This window comes from Chelatococcus asaccharovorans (assembly GCF_003201475.1).
GTDB classification, from domain to species: domain Bacteria; phylum Pseudomonadota; class Alphaproteobacteria; order Rhizobiales; family Beijerinckiaceae; genus Chelatococcus; species Chelatococcus asaccharovorans.
In genome coordinates this window covers 380,130-398,333 of the sequence record NZ_QJJK01000001.1, presented here as the reverse complement: position 1 = coordinate 398,333, position 18,204 = coordinate 380,130, and the positions used below count along the sequence as shown (strand labels likewise).

General features: G+C 63.0%; 20 protein-coding genes and 1 pseudogene. 19 read left to right on the top strand and 2 right to left on the bottom strand.

The window, feature by feature from the left end; translation table 11 throughout:
* The first annotated feature begins 272 nt into the window (after positions 1 to 272).
* From C7450_RS01965 to C7450_RS01935, 7 genes are all read left to right on the top strand, one after another.
* Entirely contained in the window at positions 273 to 2,369 is a 2,097-nt protein-coding gene (locus C7450_RS01965; protein ID WP_110372688.1) for a ParB/RepB/Spo0J family partition protein, read from the top strand.
* 150 nt (positions 2,370 to 2,519) lie between these two features.
* Positions 2,520 to 2,936 carry a hypothetical protein gene (locus tag C7450_RS01960; RefSeq protein WP_110372687.1) on the top strand — a complete coding sequence of 139 codons (417 nt, stop codon included), beginning with the start codon at positions 2,520 to 2,522 and terminating at the stop codon, positions 2,934 to 2,936.
* 89 nt (positions 2,937 to 3,025) lie between these two features.
* Complete coding sequence (locus tag C7450_RS01955) at positions 3,026 to 3,721, top strand: helix-turn-helix domain-containing protein (protein WP_110372686.1); 696 nt, start codon at positions 3,026 to 3,028, stop codon at positions 3,719 to 3,721.
* A gap of 741 nt (positions 3,722 to 4,462) precedes the next feature.
* Positions 4,463 to 4,780 carry a DUF736 domain-containing protein gene (locus C7450_RS01950; protein ID WP_110372685.1) on the top strand — a complete coding sequence of 106 codons (318 nt, stop codon included), beginning with the start codon at positions 4,463 to 4,465 and terminating at the stop codon, positions 4,778 to 4,780.
* A gap of 348 nt (positions 4,781 to 5,128) precedes the next feature.
* A complete protein-coding gene (locus C7450_RS01945) occupies positions 5,129 to 5,971 on the top strand; it encodes a DUF932 domain-containing protein (RefSeq protein ID WP_110372684.1) in 843 nt (280 codons plus the stop codon).
* 308 nt (positions 5,972 to 6,279) lie between these two features.
* Positions 6,280 to 6,483 (top strand): transcriptional regulator domain-containing protein, encoded by a 204-nt coding sequence (locus tag C7450_RS01940; RefSeq protein WP_105383659.1) that lies wholly within the window; start codon positions 6,280 to 6,282, stop codon positions 6,481 to 6,483.
* A 70-nt stretch (positions 6,484 to 6,553) separates the two neighbouring features.
* Positions 6,554 to 7,063: a DUF2285 domain-containing protein gene (locus C7450_RS01935; protein WP_210206340.1), complete on the top strand. Its 510-nt coding sequence runs from the start codon at positions 6,554 to 6,556 to the stop codon at positions 7,061 to 7,063.
* A gap of 2 nt (positions 7,064 to 7,065) precedes the next feature.
* Here C7450_RS01935 and C7450_RS01930 read toward each other — a convergent pair whose 3' ends face one another.
* Positions 7,066 to 7,371 (bottom strand): DNA -binding domain-containing protein, encoded by a 306-nt coding sequence (locus tag C7450_RS01930; protein WP_110373212.1) that lies wholly within the window; start codon positions 7,369 to 7,371, stop codon positions 7,066 to 7,068.
* Between the two features lie 134 nt (positions 7,372 to 7,505).
* Here C7450_RS01930 and C7450_RS01925 point away from each other — a divergent pair, with 134 nt between their 5' ends.
* The 10 genes and pseudogenes from C7450_RS01925 to C7450_RS01885 all read left to right on the top strand — a co-directional run bounded on the left by C7450_RS01925 (position 7,506) and on the right by C7450_RS01885 (position 16,200).
* A complete protein-coding gene (locus C7450_RS01925; RefSeq protein WP_092715099.1) occupies positions 7,506 to 7,727 on the top strand; it encodes a helix-turn-helix domain-containing protein in 222 nt (73 codons plus the stop codon).
* A 203-nt stretch (positions 7,728 to 7,930) separates the two neighbouring features.
* Entirely contained in the window at positions 7,931 to 8,200 is a 270-nt protein-coding gene (locus C7450_RS01920) for a helix-turn-helix transcriptional regulator (protein WP_110372682.1), read from the top strand.
* Complete coding sequence (locus tag C7450_RS01915; RefSeq protein ID WP_110372681.1) at positions 8,201 to 9,328, top strand: replication initiator protein A; 1,128 nt, start codon at positions 8,201 to 8,203, stop codon at positions 9,326 to 9,328.
* Positions 9,325 to 9,843, top strand: a complete 519-nt coding sequence (locus tag C7450_RS01910) for a DUF2840 domain-containing protein (protein WP_110372680.1) — start codon at positions 9,325 to 9,327, stop codon at positions 9,841 to 9,843. The genes C7450_RS01915 and C7450_RS01910 overlap by 4 nt, the downstream gene beginning before the upstream one ends.
* Positions 9,840 to 10,385 carry a S26 family signal peptidase gene (locus C7450_RS01905; RefSeq protein ID WP_110372679.1) on the top strand — a complete coding sequence of 182 codons (546 nt, stop codon included), beginning with the start codon at positions 9,840 to 9,842 and terminating at the stop codon, positions 10,383 to 10,385. The genes C7450_RS01910 and C7450_RS01905 overlap by 4 nt, the downstream gene beginning before the upstream one ends.
* A 67-nt stretch (positions 10,386 to 10,452) precedes the next feature.
* Positions 10,453 to 10,788, top strand: coding sequence for a DUF736 domain-containing protein (locus C7450_RS01900; protein WP_110372678.1), 336 nt, complete (start codon positions 10,453 to 10,455; stop codon positions 10,786 to 10,788).
* A 4-nt stretch (positions 10,789 to 10,792) separates the two neighbouring features.
* The gene (locus C7450_RS01895; RefSeq protein WP_110372677.1) at positions 10,793 to 11,716 is read left to right on the top strand and encodes a lytic transglycosylase domain-containing protein; all 924 of its coding nucleotides are present in this window, start codon (positions 10,793 to 10,795) and stop codon (positions 11,714 to 11,716) included.
* Positions 11,713 to 13,023, top strand: a pseudogene (locus C7450_RS34995) (relaxase/mobilization nuclease domain-containing protein); the annotation flags it as partial. The gene C7450_RS01895 and the pseudogene C7450_RS34995, both read left to right, overlap by 4 nt.
* A gap of 68 nt (positions 13,024 to 13,091) precedes the next feature.
* Positions 13,092 to 13,709 carry a DUF3363 domain-containing protein gene (locus C7450_RS34865; protein ID WP_281421450.1) on the top strand — a complete coding sequence of 206 codons (618 nt, stop codon included), beginning with the start codon at positions 13,092 to 13,094 and terminating at the stop codon, positions 13,707 to 13,709.
* Positions 13,710 to 14,040: 331 nt separating this feature from the next.
* Positions 14,041 to 16,200, top strand: a complete 2,160-nt coding sequence (locus C7450_RS01885) for a TonB-dependent receptor (protein WP_110372676.1) — start codon at positions 14,041 to 14,043, stop codon at positions 16,198 to 16,200.
* 69 nt (positions 16,201 to 16,269) lie between these two features.
* Here the strand turns inward: C7450_RS01885 and C7450_RS01880 are convergent, their stop codons facing one another.
* Positions 16,270 to 16,998: an AraC family transcriptional regulator gene (locus C7450_RS01880; RefSeq protein ID WP_245449426.1), complete on the bottom strand. Its 729-nt coding sequence runs from the start codon at positions 16,996 to 16,998 to the stop codon at positions 16,270 to 16,272.
* A 211-nt stretch (positions 16,999 to 17,209) separates the two neighbouring features.
* On the opposite strand from C7450_RS01880, the gene C7450_RS01875 reads away from it, so the two are divergent.
* Both C7450_RS01875 and C7450_RS01870 read left to right on the top strand, forming a co-directional pair.
* A complete protein-coding gene (locus tag C7450_RS01875; protein ID WP_245449425.1) occupies positions 17,210 to 17,680 on the top strand; it encodes a hypothetical protein in 471 nt (156 codons plus the stop codon).
* Positions 17,681 to 17,709: 29 nt separating this feature from the next.
* Positions 17,710 to 18,114 (top strand): hypothetical protein, encoded by a 405-nt coding sequence (locus C7450_RS01870; RefSeq protein WP_110372674.1) that lies wholly within the window; start codon positions 17,710 to 17,712, stop codon positions 18,112 to 18,114.
* Positions 18,115 to 18,204: the final 90 nt, after the last annotated feature.

Here is an 18,204-nt window from a genome sequence, read left to right as displayed (position 1 = left end):
GTGTTGCGACTTTTCTCACTGATCCCAAGGGCTCGCACCGCCTTTCAGGGCTAAGGGCTCCGCCCTCGCGGCGGGCAAGAGCGGGCGGGCGGTATCCCCGACCTTCCGCGCGGATAAAGCTTTCAGCACTTCACGTTGAAGGAAACCCGCTTGTGCAGGCCGGGTGATCCCCCTCCGCCCGACCGCTCTTGCCCTCTGCTACCCCGGTCTCGCCGACGGGCAGGGTTGCAGCGCAGCGCTGCGCTCCAACCCAAGCCAATAGGAGAAAGACCATGGCCACGACTGCAAACAACCCCCCGATCGTCGAAAATGGCGCGACCGTCTTCATCCCGCTCAACAAGCTCAAGAAGCACCCGAAGAATGCCCGCAAGACCCCGCACAGCGAGGCGTCTATCGAGGCGAAGGCCGCGAGCATTGCCGCCAAGGGCATCCTGCAAAATCTGGTGGTGGAGCCGGAGCTTGATGCATCCGGCGAACCGACCGGCTTCTATCTGGTCAGCATCGGTGAAGGCCGCAGGCTGGCGCAGATGCTGCGCGTGAAGCGCAAGGAGATCAAAAAGACCGAGCCGATCCGCTGCGTCATCGACATGGCGAACGATGCCGCCGAGATCAGTCTTGACGAGAATGTCACGCGCGAGAACCTGCACCCTGCCGACGAGTTCGAGCGCTTCCGCGAGCTTTCGGAGGATCGTGGATGGGGTGCGGAGGAAATCGCCGCCCGGTTCGGCGTGACCGCGCATGTCGTGAAGCAGCGGATGCGGCTCGGCGCTGTCAGCCCAAAGCTCTTGCAGGTCTATCGCGACGGCGAACTGACCTTGGACCAGTTGATGGCCTTCGCCATCACCGACGATCACGCACGGCAGGAACACGTCTATGAAAACCTGTCCTATAACCGCGATCCGTCGATCATCCGGCGCGACCTGACCAAGATGAACGTGGCAGCAACGGAACGGCGCGCCGTCTTCGTCGGCGCGCAGGTCTATACCGAGGCAGGCGGCAACATCATCCGTGACCTGTTCACCGAGGATCGCGGCGGCTTCTTTGAAGACTCCGCGCTGCTGGACCGGCTTGCCATCGAGAAGCTGGAACGGATCGCCGCCGAGGTGCGGGAGGCCGAAGGCTGGAAATGGACCGCCGTCTATCTCGACTTCCCCCATGCCCATGGGATGCGGCGCGTCTATCCGCATTCGGTGGAGCTTTCGGAGGCGGACGCCAATGCCTACGACGCCGCGCAGGACGAGTTTGAGCGCCTGACGGCGGAATGGGAGGACGCTGACATTGACCTCCCGCCCGAAGTGGATGCGCGGTTCGCGGAGCTTGAGGCCGAGATCGAGCGGATCGACGCCCTGCGTCATGCCTACGATCCCGACGAGATCGCGCGCGGCGGCGTGTTCGTCGTCGTGGCCCATGACGGCGAAATCCGTATCGAGCGCGGCTTTATCCGGGCCGAGGACGAGGCACCGGAACCGGAACCGGAAGCCGCCGAGGATGGCGAAACCGTCATTGAAGGGGTGCGCGTCAACGGCGATGGCGAAATTCTCGACGGCGACGAGCAGGACGGCGATGGCGGCGAGGTTTCCGCGAGCGAGCCGGAGCCCGAAGAAGAAGCCGGGGATGACCGCAAGCCGCTGCCCGATTCTCTCATCCGCGACCTGACCGCGCATCGCACCCTTGCGCTGCGCCTTGCCCTCGGCGAGCAGCCGGACATGGCGCTTGTCGCCGTGGTTCACGCTCTGGCCGCGCAGACCTTCTATCGCGGCGGCGGGGAGGCCCATTGCCTCGAAATCCATCCGACCAGCAACTACCTCGCGGCCCACGCGGACGGTATCGAGGACACGGCGGCGGCGAAGATGCTGGCGGATCGTCATGCCGGATGGGCGGCGGACATGCCGCGCGATGTTGCGGACCTGTGGAGATTCGTCGCCGGTCTGGACTATGCGAGCCTCATGGCCTTGCTCGCACATTGCGCCTCGCTCACCGTCAATGTGGTGAAGCTGCCTTGGGAAACCAGCAAGCGCTGCGCCCATGAGACGGCGGACAAGCTGGCGACGGCGGTGACGCTTGACATGACGGCGCACTGGACGCCCACCGTGCGGACCTATCTCGGCCGCGTCACCAAGGCGCATATACTCGCCGCCGTGCGCGAAGCCCTTGGCGACGAGGCGGCAGAGCGGATTGCGGACAAGAAGAAGGTGGAGATGGCCGAAGCCGCCGAACAGCTTCTAGCTGGGATCGGCTGGCTTCCGCCCGTGCTACGCACCGAACGGCCCGCATGGCTTGCGGAACAGCAGTCCGATGCTTTCGCCATCAACACCGAGATCGTGCCGGAAGCGCGGAACGACGCGCATTTCGCCATTGCAGCGGAGTGAGGAAGACAGGCCGGGACCGTGCGAGCGGTCCCGGCCTCTCGCTGGAAAAAAAACGGCCGCGCTGTTGCGCGGCCGGATGACCTCGACCGTCACGACGAGAGGCCCTGTTCGACATCGACAGGGCGAGCACCTCCAGAGAGGAGAAGAACAATGGCCGCTGTCATGATTATGAGCGTCGCGCTGATCGCGATGCTTTGCGTCCTGGCCTATACGCTCGCCGTCTATGCTCTCCCGTTCATGCTTGGACTGACCGCAGCGCAATTCGCCTATCAGACAGGCTCCGGCCTGATCGGCGCGGGCCTTGTCGGCCTTATCGCAGCCGGTGCGGCCTTCAGCATTCTGGCGTTCCTATTTCACGCGCGGCGTCCGCCGATCCTGCGCCTCATTGCGGCGCTTGCCTTCGCCGCGCCAGCCGCTGTCGCCGGATACGCGCTCGTTCATGGCGTGACGAAGGTTTCCGTACCGTCCGAAATCTGGCGGCAGATTTTCTGCCTCATTGGCGGCGGTTTCGTTGGTGTGTCGGCAGTGATGCGGTTGGGCATCTCGCCGATGCCGCAACAAACGTGACCTTGGTTCGGATTCCGTTCGGGTCGCGTTCGGGGACAATCAGGTGCTCAATACGCAAAATGGTTGCATCTCAACGATGGAGAGCAACAATGGAAACCATGGAACGTGATCCCGCTTATATTGCCGAACAAGTTAAGTTCATTCGCAAGCTGCACAAGCTCACACAGGAAAACCTCGCCGACGCAGCGGGCTTGACCACACGAACCATTGAAAAAATCGAAAGCGGTCGTCACCGGCCGGATGAACAGACGCTACGCAGTATTACTCGCGCCATGCAGATCGACGTTCGTTACTTCGAGAAGCCCACGCCCGAACAAGAGGCTCGACAGAAAGCGGAGATGGAACGGGCGCTCCGTAAAATGGTGCTGGTGACGACCCACCCTATCTGCAAGGCAAGCGACTTCCTCTCAGCGTTCGGTCAGCAACACGCTTTCCGTATCGATACCTCCGCCGTGACGGACGATGTGGCGTTGGAGACGGCCGCCGCCATGACGGACTGGATCACGGATTTGAACGACGTGTGGGACGACTGCCCCATGTCACAGCGGCTTGAATATGCGCGTAGCTTCATAGAGTTGTGCCAAGACATGGATAAACATGGGTTCATTTGCCATATGGGAACCCACAAGCAGCAGCTTCGTCAAAAAGACCGACCGACTCTTGTCTTCACAGTAGGTTTGATGACCCTTCTGCCCAAAGATGGTTCAGAGGGGAGCCGCTTCGCCCTAGTCCAGCTTGAAGGTGGATGGGAAAGCCTGGAATCGGATCGAGGTTCGTTAGGATAGAGGCAATAGCGTTGCTCTTCGGGCCGCGCTTTCGGCTGCGCCGGAACCACGCCTACGGCGCATTTCCACCATCCGGCTTCAATCGCTAACGCGAAGGCGGCGACGGTCATTTCGCGGGCCGCCCCGTTGTGGACGAGGTTCCCGAAAGGCTGGCCTCAGTCGCCGTTTGCGGCAGGACCAAATGAGGTGAGACCGTTTGGCCCCGGTCGGCTATCAGGCGACGGACCAAAGCCGGGAAACTCGGATCATCCAGCAGCCCGGGAACTGGCTGAGCATCGTGCGAGCACACTGCTGGCAGCACCTGCCGGTCTGTGCAGCGATGGAGCGAAGCGGGACCAAGCGTCCCTCGCTTCTCGCCGAGGAGCCAGTGGGCCGGCCGCGACGGCGAGGATCAGGGCGATTGTGCATAGGCCAGCGAAACCCGCCTGTTTTCGTTCTCGAGCGTTGAGGCGCAGGGAAGGTCGCCATTGTCGTATTCCCTCGATTTCCTGAAACGGCGCCCCATCCGCGATCTCGATTGGCATGGGTCTGACCGAGGACCGGCTTCGCCTCACTCGTCTCCCGCAACGTCCGTCGCCAACTTTTTTCCGCCGCCTTCGGCTTGCATCGCGAAGCAAAAAAGCCGTCGCCGGCCGCCTTCCACTTTGTTCCAGCCCTTCGGGTGCAGGGCCGATCGTCCCCGGTCTCACGACCCCCATTGAGGTCGCAATGGTGCGGCCCGACAGGAAAAGGAATACGACAATGGCGACCATCGGCACCTTCACCAAGAACGAAAACGGCGCGGGCTTCACCGGCGCGGTCAAGACCCTGACCCTCAACGTCAAGGCCAAGTTCGTCCCCTCGGAGGGCGAAAGCGAGCGCGGCCCGGACTTTCGCATCTTCGCCGGCGCGACCGAGTTCGGCGCGGCCTGGAAGAAAGTCGCCCGCGAGACCCAGCGCGAATACCTCTCGGTCAAGCTGGACGATCCGAGCTTCCCGGCCCCGATCTACGCCAGCCTGGTCGAAGCCGAGGATGGCAGTGGCCACAACCTCATCTGGTCCCGCCGCATCGGCGACTAAGACCAGCCCTTCAGGAGCCCCGCCAAGAGCGGGGCTTCTCTATGCTCATGCCCGCCGCCTTCAAGGAACAGGGAGATCGGTATCCCGATCGAATCGTCATCCCGGCTTCCGCCTCCGCTTCAGCCGGCAGTCTGGCTAGGGGCGCTGCCCCCGCGCGGCGCAAGGGATCGCTGACGCTCGGCCGGGCCGGTCTCCCCGGCCTTCCTCCACGTCGTTCCTCCGTTCCGTGCAGGCCGGGTGATCCCCCTCCGCCCCGGCCGCCCTTGCACCTTTCTACCCCGGTCTCGGCGACGGCCAGGGTTGCAGCGCAGCGCTGCGCTCCAACCCAGACCCACGGAAGGAAAGACCATGTATCACCAGCTCGCCACGCGGTTCGGCCGCAATGCCCATCAGATCAGCGGACGCGAACCGCTCGACAATGAGGCTCTGTTTCGCCACGTCCCTTCCATCTTCGCCCGCGAGGCCCATGACAGCCGGTCCGAGCGTTACGTCTATGTCCCCACCATCGACATCGTGGAGGGCTTGCGCCGGGAGGGATGGTTCCCGTTCTTCGCCGTGCAGTCGGTTCCGCGCGACGGCAGCCGCCACGGCCACGCCAAGCATATGCTGCGCCTGCGCCGGGATGGCGGGATCGGCAAGCCGGAGGCCGCCGAAGTCATCATCGTCAACAGCCATGACGGGACGAGCGCCTATCAGATGTTCGCGGGGATGCTGCGTTTCGTCTGCACCAACAGCATGATTGCGGGCGAGCGCTTCGAGGAAATCCGCGTTCCCCACAAAGGCGGCATTCAGGATCAGATCATCGAGGGCGTCTATACCGTCGCCGAGGACTTCCCGCGCCTCATCGACGCCACCGAGACGATGAAGGAGACGCGGCTTTCGCGAGACGAGCAGCGGGTTTTGGCCGAGGCCAGTCTTGTCGCCCGTTATGGCGAAGAGGAAAGCCCGGTTCAGCCGGACCAGATCATCATGCCCCGCCGGCACGAGGATGCGGGGCAAAGCGTCTGGAGCACGTTCAACGTCATTCAGGAAAATCTCATCCGGGGCGGATTGCGGGGACGCCGCCAGACGTCAGACGGCCGCATTCGTCGCACCCAGACCCGCGCCATCAACGGCATCGACCAGAATGTGGGCCTCAATCGCGCGCTCTGGACGCTGGCGGAGGGTATACAGCGCTTGAAGGGGCTTTGACCCCGAACGCGACAGGGCCGCCGTCCCGGCGGCCCTGCCTCTTCCCGCGATCACAGGAGCGGAAAAATCGCGCCGATCCGACGTTGCGGATCGGCGGTGCGGCCATGCCCGAGATCATGGCCGCGCTCGCCGGGCTGCGCCCGGCTCGCAGAAACACGTAAGCACTGTTAAGAAGAAAATAACCAAACGATTGATCGCGTTAACCGATCTAGTTATCTCGATAGCGCAGCTACAGTTATTCCAATCGATGCTTGAAGGTCTCTATCCGGGCGTTGCTTTGCGTGTGTCCGGTGTAGAGAGGTAGCGCCATGCTGAGCATCGACTGGCGTTCTCCGGCGGCGTACAGATTTGCCAAGAGCATCCCCGCCGCCGGTTTCGCCTGGGAATATCTTCGCCGCGATGACGAGTATCGTCGCGAGTTTCAAACCATAACCGCGTCGCACGAGCCAGACCCGGAGCGGTTGGAAGCCTTCATGCAACGCTGGGGGCTGCGATTTTCCGACCGATCCTGAAACCCCATCGGATCGGCAATCCCTGTTCTGGAGCCCAAGCCTTCAGCCGCAAGCCATATGGCTCTCTCCCGTGCAGCATCACGACAGCGAAACGGAGCCGATCATAACGCTGGCGCATCTCGACGGCCTCGATCTGCGCCAGGCCGCAGATGGCTGGCATGGCATCTGGCTGGTCGAGGGCGTAGCGCATCAATTCTGGTTGCCACACGCCGTTCCTGACGCCGCGACTTTCTATGGAACAGTCCTGCCGATGGACGACCTCTACGATCTGCGCGCTCACGCCGCCCGGAGGCTTTGGCGCTCCCTCAAAGGCCGACCGCCCGGTCCTGATTTTCGCGCGCTGCCGGAGCAGCTTCGGCAATGGCACATCCTATCTCTGCGCGCACTCGACGCCCGCCTTCGCAGCGAGAGCTACCGCACGATCGCTGAAGTCCTGCTCGGCTTCCGTGGCACCAAAGAGGATTTTGAGGTCGACCCGCGCAAGAACAAGGCCCGTCGCCTTGTCGCCCATGGCATCAAGATGATGCTCGGTGGCTATCGGCTGTTGCTGCATTATCCGATCAAAGCGTTGGGCAAGTAAACCTACGCCTGCTTGCCGCCGCGTGCAGCCATCGCGACGGCCTGTTCCAGAATGCGCCGATAGCCCGAGCCCGAGAGCCATTGCGCGCGCGCCAGATGGCTTTCCCAACAACGGCGAGTGCGCGCTTCTTCCGCGGCGGGATCGCGATGCAGAACGATGCGCGCGACCTCTTGCCAGTCGGCGCCGTCCCGGCTGGCGTCTAGCAGGCGTAGGTAAGTGACGAAGTGCTGTTCGTCATAGGGCGTAATGTCTAACCCGTCGGGAGCCTCATCTTCAACATCGGGATCAAGCTGAGGCCGTTCACGCATGAATTCCGCCTTTTGCATCGAGAACGCGGACATAATGAAGCAAGTTCAGGACAACCTGATGAATAGCATGGTCTGATACGAATAGGAACGATCATTCCTAGAATGATCGTTCCTATGCTGGTTCCCCTCTGGTCATGGATCTCAAGGAGGTCATGGCGAGGAATCTGCGTCGGGCACGTCATGATAAAAAGCTGACGCAAGAAGAACTCGCTGATCGGGCGGGCCTGAGTATGCGCTATGTCGGTGCGATCGAGCGTGGCGACGTATCCGCCAGTGTCACCGTCCTTGGCCAGATTGCCGATGCCCTTGAGATCGAGCCCGGCGAATTACTGAAGAAGGTCGGCGCGCCAAAATAGCAGGCCGATCACAGGGCCGAACGTCGCTGGCTAGGTCCGCCGAGCGACCGTACGACAATCCCAGCCACAACAGCCGGAGGGGTGCCGCCAGCGCGTGAGCGCAAATGCGGCACGCTACCCGCCGCCGATCCCTCGCCATGGTTCGCCGTAGCCCGCCGCTTTGTCTGCGGCGCGCATTAACGACGAACTCCAGAGGTGATCCCATGGCCAACCCCTTGGCGGGCCTGCCGCCACGACTTTTGCGCACGCAGGAAGCTGCCCGCTTCCTCGGCATTTCCATCCGCACCCTTGAGAAACACCGGACCTACGGAACCGGCCCGACCTATCGCAAGATTGGCGGGCGCGTCCTCTATACCGTCCACGACCTCGAATCCTGGTCGGAGATCGGCACCCGCAAATCCACCCGCGAGACGACGCCCGGCACGGTTTTCCCCGCGCGTCCGCTGACGCCCGAAGAGCGGGGCAAGTGCTGAATGCTGCGCGACGACGATCATAGACCCGCGCAGCCGACCGATGCGAGCGAACGCAGCCATCTCAACCCCTTCGTGGTCGCGACCGGCGATGCCGCCCCGCGCGACCAGCGTGATTTGATGGAGCGGCCCTTCTTCTCGCTGGCGAAGACGCCGCGCACCAAGCCGATTCTCTACAAGGCCGCCGATGTCGAGGTGCAGGTGCTCGCCATGCCCGAACACGGCATGGCGACCATCTGGGACGCCGACGTGCTGATATGGGCCGCCTCGCAGATCGTCGCGGCCGAGAACGACGGCCTGCACACCTCGCGCTTCTTCCGCTTCACGCCCTATCATCTGCTGCGCGCCATCGGGCGGCCGACCGGCAACCGCCAATACGTGCTGCTGAAGGCCGCGCTCGCGCGCCTGCAATCCACTGTCATCGCCACGACGATCCGCAACGGCCCGCATTGGCGGCGTCGGCAATTCTCGTGGATCAACGAGTGGGAGGAGATGACGACGCGCGCCGGCCGCGTCGAGGGCATGGAATTCGTCCTGCCCGAATGGTTCTACAACAGCGTCGTCGACCGCTCGCTCGTCCTCACCATCGACCCGGCCTATTTCCGGCTGACCGGCGGTATCGAACGCTGGCTCTATCGTGTCGCCCGCAAGCACGCCGGCCACCAGCGCCATGGCTGGCTGTTCGAGGTCGCGCACCTCCATGCGAAATCCGGCAGTCTCGCCCGCGTCTCCGATTTCGCGCTCGACCTGCGCCGCATCGCCGCCCGCCAGCCGCTCCCCGGTTACCGCCTCCAGATCGAGCGGGAGCACGGCCGCGAGTTGCTGCGCATTCGCCCCGAAACGCTGTGCACAGTGCCTGTGGATACCCCTGTGGAAACCATCGGCACATCAGGCGCGCGCGGTATCGGCACATCGGGCGCAGCCCTATCGGTACATCAGGCGCAAGGGCCACAGCTAAACCTATGGCCTGAAACGCGGAATCCGGCTTCTAACTTAGAGTCTAACAGAGAATCTAACTCTTCTTCTTTGACGCATGCGCACGCGAGGCGTGGTGCCGGTGCCGCTCGTTCCATCGCCGACGTGCTGCGCGACATGCTCGCCGCCGATGACCGCCATGGAGGCCGGTCATGAGCGACAGGGCTTCCCACCGCGCGCATGGTCGTCCGCTGACAGAGGGGCCAGCGCCGTTCACCACCCTGGTCGAGCTGATCTTCGAGAAACGCAAGGTCGAGCACTGGATCAGGTTCGGGCGCAAGAGCTACGAACAGATCCTCGACCGTCGCCGCAGCGTCGTCGGCTTCGCGCCCGACAGCATCTTTGCCTTCGTCCGCTGGGCGGCCGGCGAGCATGGCACGATCATCTCGCGCATCGACATCGTGCGCGCCATCCGCCGCGGCGAGTCGTTCCAGACGCTGCCCTTCGTCCGGCCTGGCGGCGACATCCTCCTGCGCCTCGGCGGCTGGCCGAAGGTTCAGCGCGCGCTTGCCGCGATCGACGCCGTTGAAGCGCTCGGCCTCGATCCGGCAGACGCTTCGCCTGATCACTGGCGGCATGTCCATAACCGGCTTTCCGCCGGTCTGGAGCCGAGCGCCTACACGCCCGAGCGCCATGCGGCATGGATCGGCCGCCGGAGGATCGACCCATGAGCCGCCGCCGCATCCTCGCGGTGACGCTGCTCGCGGTCATCGGCATCGCCGCCACCAGCGCGGCCGATATGCAGACAATACTCGTCTGGAACGCCACGGCGAGCGCGCCGGTCGGCTTCTACACGATAGAGCCGGCCGACCGGATCGAAGTGCCTGAGCTGGTCGCCATCAGGCCGCCGGAACCGCTCGCCGGGTTCATGACCGAGCGCGGCTATGTCGGGCGCGGCGTGCCGCTCCTGAAGCGCGTGATCGGTCTTCCCGGCCAGCGGGTTTGCCGCACCGGCAGCGCCATCACCGTCGATGGCGTTGAGATGGGCGATGCGCTCGACCGTGACCGGATGGGCCGCGCTCTGCCGGTCTGGCAGGGCTGCCGCGCCATCGCCGACGGCCAGCTCTTCCTCATGAATTGGGACGTCCCCGACAGCCTCGACGGCCGCTACTTCGGACCCATCCTCGCAAGCTTCGTCATCGGCCGCGCCCTGCCGCTCTGGACCGACGAGGACGGCGACGGCCGCTTCGCCTGGCGCGCACGGACCCGCTGACCGCTTCCCCATCGACGGAAGCGGTGTCCGCCGATGGCTTTTCCAACACCACCGCATGGAGACAGTCATGCCGCAAATCGGTCAATTCACGCGCGAAGGTTCCGGCTTCACCGGGCGCGTTCACACCCTCACGCTCTACCGTGAACTCACCATCGTTCCCGCCGGGCATTCCGACGCGGAGAACGCGCCGGACTACCGCGTCCATCACGGCGCCGATGACGGCCCGGAGATCGGCGCGGCGTGGAAGCGCACCGGCGAGAAGGCTGGCGAATATCTTTCGGTGCTGCTCGACGATCCCGCCTTGCCGCAACCGATCCGCGCGAACCTCTTCCGCGACGGTGATGCCGGCGCATCATGGTCGCTGCACTGGACGCGCCCGAAGCCGCGCGAAGAGCGGGACTGAGGCCATGCGGTCCCGTGTCATCATCGGGCTCAAAGCCTCTATTCCTTTGTTCGCGGGAAAGCCGCCTCATTCCTTCGTCCCGCTCGACCTAAAGTCGGCCGACGCGCGCAGCGAAGGTCAAGGGCGGTCATCGGCCGGCGCTTCGCGCGTACCCTTGACCGCAGCGAGCACGCTGGCAGGCTGGTGGTTCGGCGGAGAAAGGCCGTCACGGCGCTATCCCGTTATCCTGCTCGCTTGCGGGCTTGTGCTCGGCGCGGGACCGGCAACGACAATGGCGCAGTCCGCGCCCGTCGCGCGCGCGGTCGCCGCCGATCCCCTTGGTGGCCACATCACCGAGGCGTCGCAGCGCTTTGGCATTCCCGAGCACTGGATTCGCGCCGTCCTGCGCGCCGAGAGTGCGGGCGAGGTGCGCGCGATCTCGTCGGCGGGCGCGATCGGGCTGATGCAGGTCATGCCCGACACCTGGGCGGGCTTGCGTATCCCATATCGTCTCGGTCGCAATCCCAACGATCCGCGCGACAACATTCTCGCAGGCACCGCCTATCTGCGCGAGATGTGGGACCGCTACGGCAACGTCGCGGCGATGCTCGCTGCCTACAATGCCGGTCCCGGTCGTTATGACGAGCATCACGCGACGGGCCGGCCGCTTCCGGCCGAGACCCGCGCCTATGTCGCCGCACTCGCGCCGCTGCTCGCCGGTGCGGCACCATCGAGCAATCCAGCGAAACGCGCGGAACCGCCGCCCGATTGGCGGGACGCACCGCTGTTCGTCATGCGTCCGACCGGCGCGCGAATGGCCGATCCGGCGCAGGCTATCGGCACATCAGGCGACACTCGCCCATCCGTTCCGGTGCGCGAGCGTCGCGATGCGGAACCGCGAGACGGCAGCATGTTCGTCGCGCGCGCCGACGACGGGAGAATGCCATGACGATGGCATTCTCCCGTCCGATTGCGCCTGGTCCGGTGTGCAGTCAGGCAGGGTCGCGCCGGGCTGCATTCCCTGTCGGAAGGGCAGAAAGGTCAGAAAAGGCGGAGGGCAAGATAAAGGAAACCGGCACCACGTTGGGCCGGTTTCTGAAGTTGTTGTTGTCTGCACACTGTTTAGGTGGGCCGCGAGCGGCACCATGGTTTTGGACCCCGCGTGCCGCGATTTGGCGCAAAGCCCGGGCTTTGCTGGATTTCGACCGGCACCGTGGCCGCCGAATGCCCGATTTTCTTGTGGTTTGGCCGGAGGCGCAGCGTGACGGCACGTCGCGCGATGGCGAGCGCGGCCAGCTCTATTCGGCGGCCGAGGACCGCGCCGATGGCAATGCCTTCCTTGAGCGCGGCAAAGAGGACCGACACCAGTTCCGGTTCATCGTCTCGCCGGAGGACGGCGAGGACCTCTCCGACCTCACGGCACACACCCGCGACCTCATCAGCCGGATCGAAACCGACCTTGGCACGAAGCTCGATTGGGTGGCGGTGAACCACTACAATACCGGCCATCCCCATGTGCATGTCATCGTCCGGGGCAAGGACGATCTGGGCGAGAACCTTGTCATCAACGGCGACTACCTCGCCAACGGCATCCGCGAGCGGGCGAGCGATCTCGCCACGCTCGAACTCGGCCCCGTGACCGAGATCGAGCAGAGCCGCAAGCTCTCGGCCGAAATCGATCAGGACCGCTTCACCCGCATCGACCGGGCAATGACCGAGGAGGCCGACGACAGGTTCCTCGACCTTCGCCATGAGCCGGCCGAACCGAAGCGGCAGTTCAATCGCACGCTCCGCCTGCGCCGTCTCGCCAAGCTGGAGAAGATGGGGCTGGCGACCGAGCACGCGCCCGGTGTTTGGGAGTTGAGCGAGCGCATGGAGCCGACCTTGCGCGAGCTGGGCGAGCGCGGCGACATCATCCGCAACATGCACAAGGCGCTGAAGGCGGATGGCCTGGAGCGCGATCCCATGACCTTCTACATCCACGAAGGGCCGCCCGAGACGCCTATCGTCGGCCGCGTCGTGGACAAGTATCTGTCTGACGAGCTGGGCGAGAACCTGACCGTCGTGCTGGACGGGATCGACGGCCGGACGCACCATGTCGCCGGCATCGACCCGGCCCGGGTCGAGGATGCACGGCTAGGCAGCGTCATCGAGATAGGTCCGGTAGACACCACGCAGCGGCCGTCCGACCGCACTATTGCCGCCATCGCCAAAGACGGCATCTATCAACCGAGCCGCCATCTGGAGCAGGCGAAGTTTGAGGGGCGCGTTCCAAGCAGCGACTACGAAAGCTATGTCGATGCCCATGTGCGCCGACGGAGGCGCTGCGCCGGGCCGGCATCGTCGAGCGGATCGACGCGGACCAATGGCGCATCCCCGAAGATTTCGAGAGCCGCGCCGCCGCCTATGACGCCGGACGCAATCGGCAGGCCAGCGTTCGCGTGCTTTCGGTGCTCGACCTTGAGAACCAGATCGGCGCGGACGGTGCGACCTGGCTCGACCGGCGATTGGTATCGCCCGATGCATCCGACCTTGTGCCGGCCGGTTTCGGCCAGCAGGTGCGGGAGGCGATGGAGCAGCGCCGCGAGCATCACATCGAGCACGGCGATGCTGCGCGTCGGCAAGACGGTCGCGTCTTCTACCGGCGCAACCTTCTCACCACGTTGCGCGATCGGGAGGTTGCCCACGTCGGCGCGGAGATGACGGAGAGCAAGGTGCTGCCTTTCCGCGCCGCAACGGACGGCGAAACCGTCAGCGGCAAGTTCACCGGCACCGTGCAGCTATCGAGCGGGAAATTCGCCGTGGTCGAGAAGGCGCACGAGTTCACCCTTGTCCCGTGGCGGCCGGTCATCGACCGCCAGCTCGGCCGCGAGGTTATGGGCGTTATGCAGGGCGGTTCGGTGTCGTGGCAGCTTGGACGGCAGCGGGGATTGGCCCGCTAGGGCTGGCTGCAAAATCCTGCTTTGTCGGGTGACATCGCGGCGCCTGCGGCCAATTCTGCCTCGTCGTCGATATCCTCTACTGTCTCGTGGCTCCGGCCGAGAAAGAGAAAGGCGACGAGAAGAGGGACATATCTATGAGTATCGGCCCTCAGCAGCATTTCTGAGGTATCTCCGCCCCGCGGCGGCAGAGCTGAGAGCCCGCAGTTTGGCCGGATTGACAAACAGATTGGCGGGACAGCGAAATCTTGTTTCTCTGACTCCAGTTTATTCAGGCGTTAACGCGGATCATTCGCGATTTGTCGACCGCAGTTTACTCAAAGCGGGGTGACAAATGACTGATTTGAATAATTATAAGCTGTCGGCGAGCCCTATATATTTGCTCGCGACGTTCCTTGCTTCGGGATGGGGCTGTGTCGCAGAGGCGCAAACGGCATCAGCACAGACAAAGCCCATTCAAACGAATGCCGAGGCCGACGTTACGGTCCTCGATCCTATAGTAGTTACGGCCAGAAAAACTAACGAGGATCTTAAAAATATCCCTGAAAGCATCACCGTAGTTCCCCCGGAAAGTTTGATGGCTGCACCATTCGATCCCGGCGCAGCCATTGCCCGCAATTCGCCGAATGTGCAGTGGATCAACAGAGCCACAGGTTCGCAGTTTTTCTCTATTCGTGGCGTGAGTTCGCTCGGAACGCCTGTCAATTTTTCCGATGGCACGGTCGCCTTCAATATCGACGGTGTGCCGAACAGTTTGATGAGCGCCTCCAACGTTCTCCTCGATGTCAATCGGATCGAGGTTATGCGCGGCCCACAGGGCACACTGTGGGGCAGCAATGCCCTCGGCGGCGCCATCAATGTCGTTACCAATCAGCCGGACGGGGCGCGCGATATCCATGTGACCAGCGAGATTGGCACAAACGGCTATCGCATGGGTGAGATGGTTCTGGGCGGCAATATCATCCCAGATGCGCTTGATGGACGCATGGCCGTACGTTTCGGTCACCAGAACGGTGACGTCCGCAGCTTGTTCACCGATGACCTCGGCGAGCGCGATATCGCGGCATTTCGTGGCGGGCTGCGCTTCACCGGGATCGACAATACGACTGTCACGCTTACTGGCAGCTATCTGCGGGATGAAGGCAACGCACCGTTCTACCTCCTGCGCAATACGTCACGATTTCCAATCAGCGGAACCTTGACCGAACCGAAGTCGGTGGCGACCCAGGGCGGCACCACGCTGACCGTGGAACACGAATTTGACGCTTTCAGATTCACCTCCGTCAGCGCCTATCAGCACAACGAAATGGACGCTAAGACCGACAACGCCGACAAGCTGCTCTACGACGCGATTGGATTTCCGGCTTTCAGTTCTCGCGGTCACCTCGACGATAAAGAGAACATCTTCAGCCAGGAGCTTCGGCTGAATTCGCTTGAAGGCGATCCGATCCGGTGGGTCATGGGCGCCAGCGTCACGCGCACCGAGGGGAGCCGTGCATGCGTCAGCGCGCAATGCGCGCCCGCGCCTTACTTCGACGCCATTAGAATGGACACCGACCTCAACAGCACCAACCTTGGCCTGTTCGGTGACATTTCGATCCCGTTTGCGGAGCGATGGGAGTTTTCGATCGGCGGTCGATTGAACCATGATCACATTGAACTCAAGCGCGGGAACTCGCGGGATATTGCCGATCTGACAGGCTCAAACTCGACCTCGCAAACCTATCCGACGGGCCGAATGGCGCTGGCTTACAAGTGGACGGATGAGGTCCAGACCTATGTCTCGCTGGCGCGCGGCCACGCCACGCGTGTCTATCCGTTGTTCGGTTACCCGGTGAATGGCGTGGTGGCCGATCCATATCCGGCGGCGACCGGCTGGACATATGAGGCAGGCATAAAGGCGAGCCTGTTCGACGACCGCCTTGAGCTCGGTGCCAGCGTCTATCACAACGACATCAAGAATGGCGTCATGAGCTACCTTGATCCTGCGCTCGGGGCGTTCCGCACGACCTATCAGGATTATGAGACCAGTGGCTTCGAGCTTCAGGGCCGTATGCTCATCGCAGATGGGCTGACCCTGACGGGTGGCCTCGGCTACACTCATAGCGAGCTGGGAGCCAATGGTGCCAACACCAACACCGTCGCGGGGAACGGGGTACCCAACACGCCGAAATGGACCGTCACGACAGGGCTGCAATACGATACCTCAGCCAGCGTCCTGAATCTGCCGGGTTCGTTGTCCTTTGGGGTGCAGTATCAGTTCACCGGGAGCCGTCCCGCCGATATCGACGATTCATTCGATCTGAAGCCTTACCATATTGTGGACGCCCGGATCGGGTGGAAGAACGATGTCGGCGACCTGGAGCTCTATGCCTTCGGGCGCAATCTCCTCGACGACCGCTACGAGACGTTCGGTTCGGTCTATGGTGGCCTCGAAACCGTCGCGGTCGGACCGGGCCGCATCGTCGGGCTCGGGATCACCAAGAGCTTTTGATCGTGAACATTTCGAGTGTCGGGACGGCCACCTCGCTATGCGGCGATCGTGAATGAAACCCAGCAGTTCCTATCGCTCGCCGTGATCGTGAGGTGCAGGCCTAAGCCGCTCGAGCAGATAGCGGCTTGGCGGCTTGCCGACCATCTTTCGGAACATGGTCACGAAACTGCTGGCGCTTTCATAGCCGAGATCCATCGCGACGGCCTGGACCGTCTGGCCGGTGCTCAGATGCCGTAAGGCGAGGACAACATGCAACTGCCGGCGCCAGCGGCCGAAACTCATGCCCACCTGTTCCGCCAGCATACGGTTCAGGCTGCGCTCGCTGACCGCGATGCGGGAGGCCCACTCCGCGACGGTCGCATGATCCGCCGACGCCGCGATCAACAGGTCGGCGAGCTTCTTCAGGCGCGAATCGCTGGGGATTGGAAGGCGGAGGTCTTCGACCGGCGCCGCAGCCAGCTCATCGAAGATAACGGACACGATGCGGCCGTCCGGACCGTCGACGTCATAGCGCTCCGGTAACTCGTTGGCCCGCATTAGCAAATGACGAAAAAAGTTCGACACCGTGATCGTGCAGCATTCGTTCGGCAGGTTCGGAGCCTCAGGAGGTTCGATGAAGAGGGAGATGCACTCCACCTCGCCTGAGCCGAAAACGGTATGGGGCAGCCCGCCGGGAATCCACACGGCGCATTGCGGCGGCACGATCCAGACAGCGTCTTCAACCTCGCAGTTGATGACGCCACGGACCGTGAAAAGCAGTTGCGCTTTCTGATGCGAGTGCCGCGGCGATTGCTCCAAGGTCTCAAGACTGGCGACGGCGTTGGCCGCGACGAGAGCGCGAGGAATCTCATCGACATAGGAAAGCCAGTCGCTGCGGACATCTACATACATCAAAGGCCTCGGCGTTTTTCCATTTCGGCCGGATTAAAACATACAATGGCAGGATTGCGCAATGACGCCACTAGCCGACTGACTTATTGCTTTCAGGCAGAAGGGACACGCGGCGATCATGATCACGCTCCTCTTCGAGAGGGGCAGCGCTCAACTGCCCTATCGAGCAAATTCGGATAGGAGTGTTGACGTGATCGAAAAGAAACCAGTTAAGCTCGCACTCGCGTGGCTTGTCCCAGCGGTCGGTGCCGCGATCTTCGTCACGATCCAGTGCTTCTCTTATCTGAACGATTACGTCAGAAGCGGCGGGATGATGCAGGCCATTACGTTCGGCCCAGCCGCGTTGTGGGGAGTATCTATTTTTTACGGCGCCTGGGTCGTCCCGCCGTTGCTGGCGCTTGCAGGAAGGCGCGCGAGCGACTGGGCCATGCTCGCCCTCGGCGGTCTCCTTTTCACCATGAGCACGCTCGCCGGCGTATCGGATGGCTTGCGCGACGGCGGCCATCTCGTTGCCTTGGAGCTGCTGGCAGTCACGCTTCCGGGCGCGGTCGCGCTGATCATGTCGTGGCGGCACATCCGCTCGAATTGAAAGCATCCATCCCCGTAAGGAGACAATACATGCCTTTGGACAGCACGAACTTCCCGCTCGTCTGGATGAGTTATGACGAAGGTCCCGATCACGACCACGACGAGGACTTCGAGGCGTTCGAGGCGAATCTAAAGCGCGGCGCACCGTTCGTGCTCTTGACCGATTCCGCTCCGACCGAAGACCACGAGCATAGCCAGGAAGAAAAGAAGCGCACCTCGCTGTGGATGAAGAAGCACAAGGCAGAACTACGCACGCTCGTGCTGGCGATGATCGTGATCGAGCCGAGCGCCGCCAAGCGTCTGACGTTCAAGGCTTTCGGTGTAGCCTTCGCCAAATTCTGGGGCTATCCGATGAGGCTTGCCTCGTCTCGCGAGGAGGCCATGGAGATCGCCGGGAAACTGCTGTCGGAGCGCGCCGGGTCTGCCACAGCCTGACAAACGACTGAGCGGACGATGCGAAGACGATCTTCAGTTCACGCTGGCCATGAAAGGCTATTGCTTGGTGATGGCTACCGCTCACCTCTC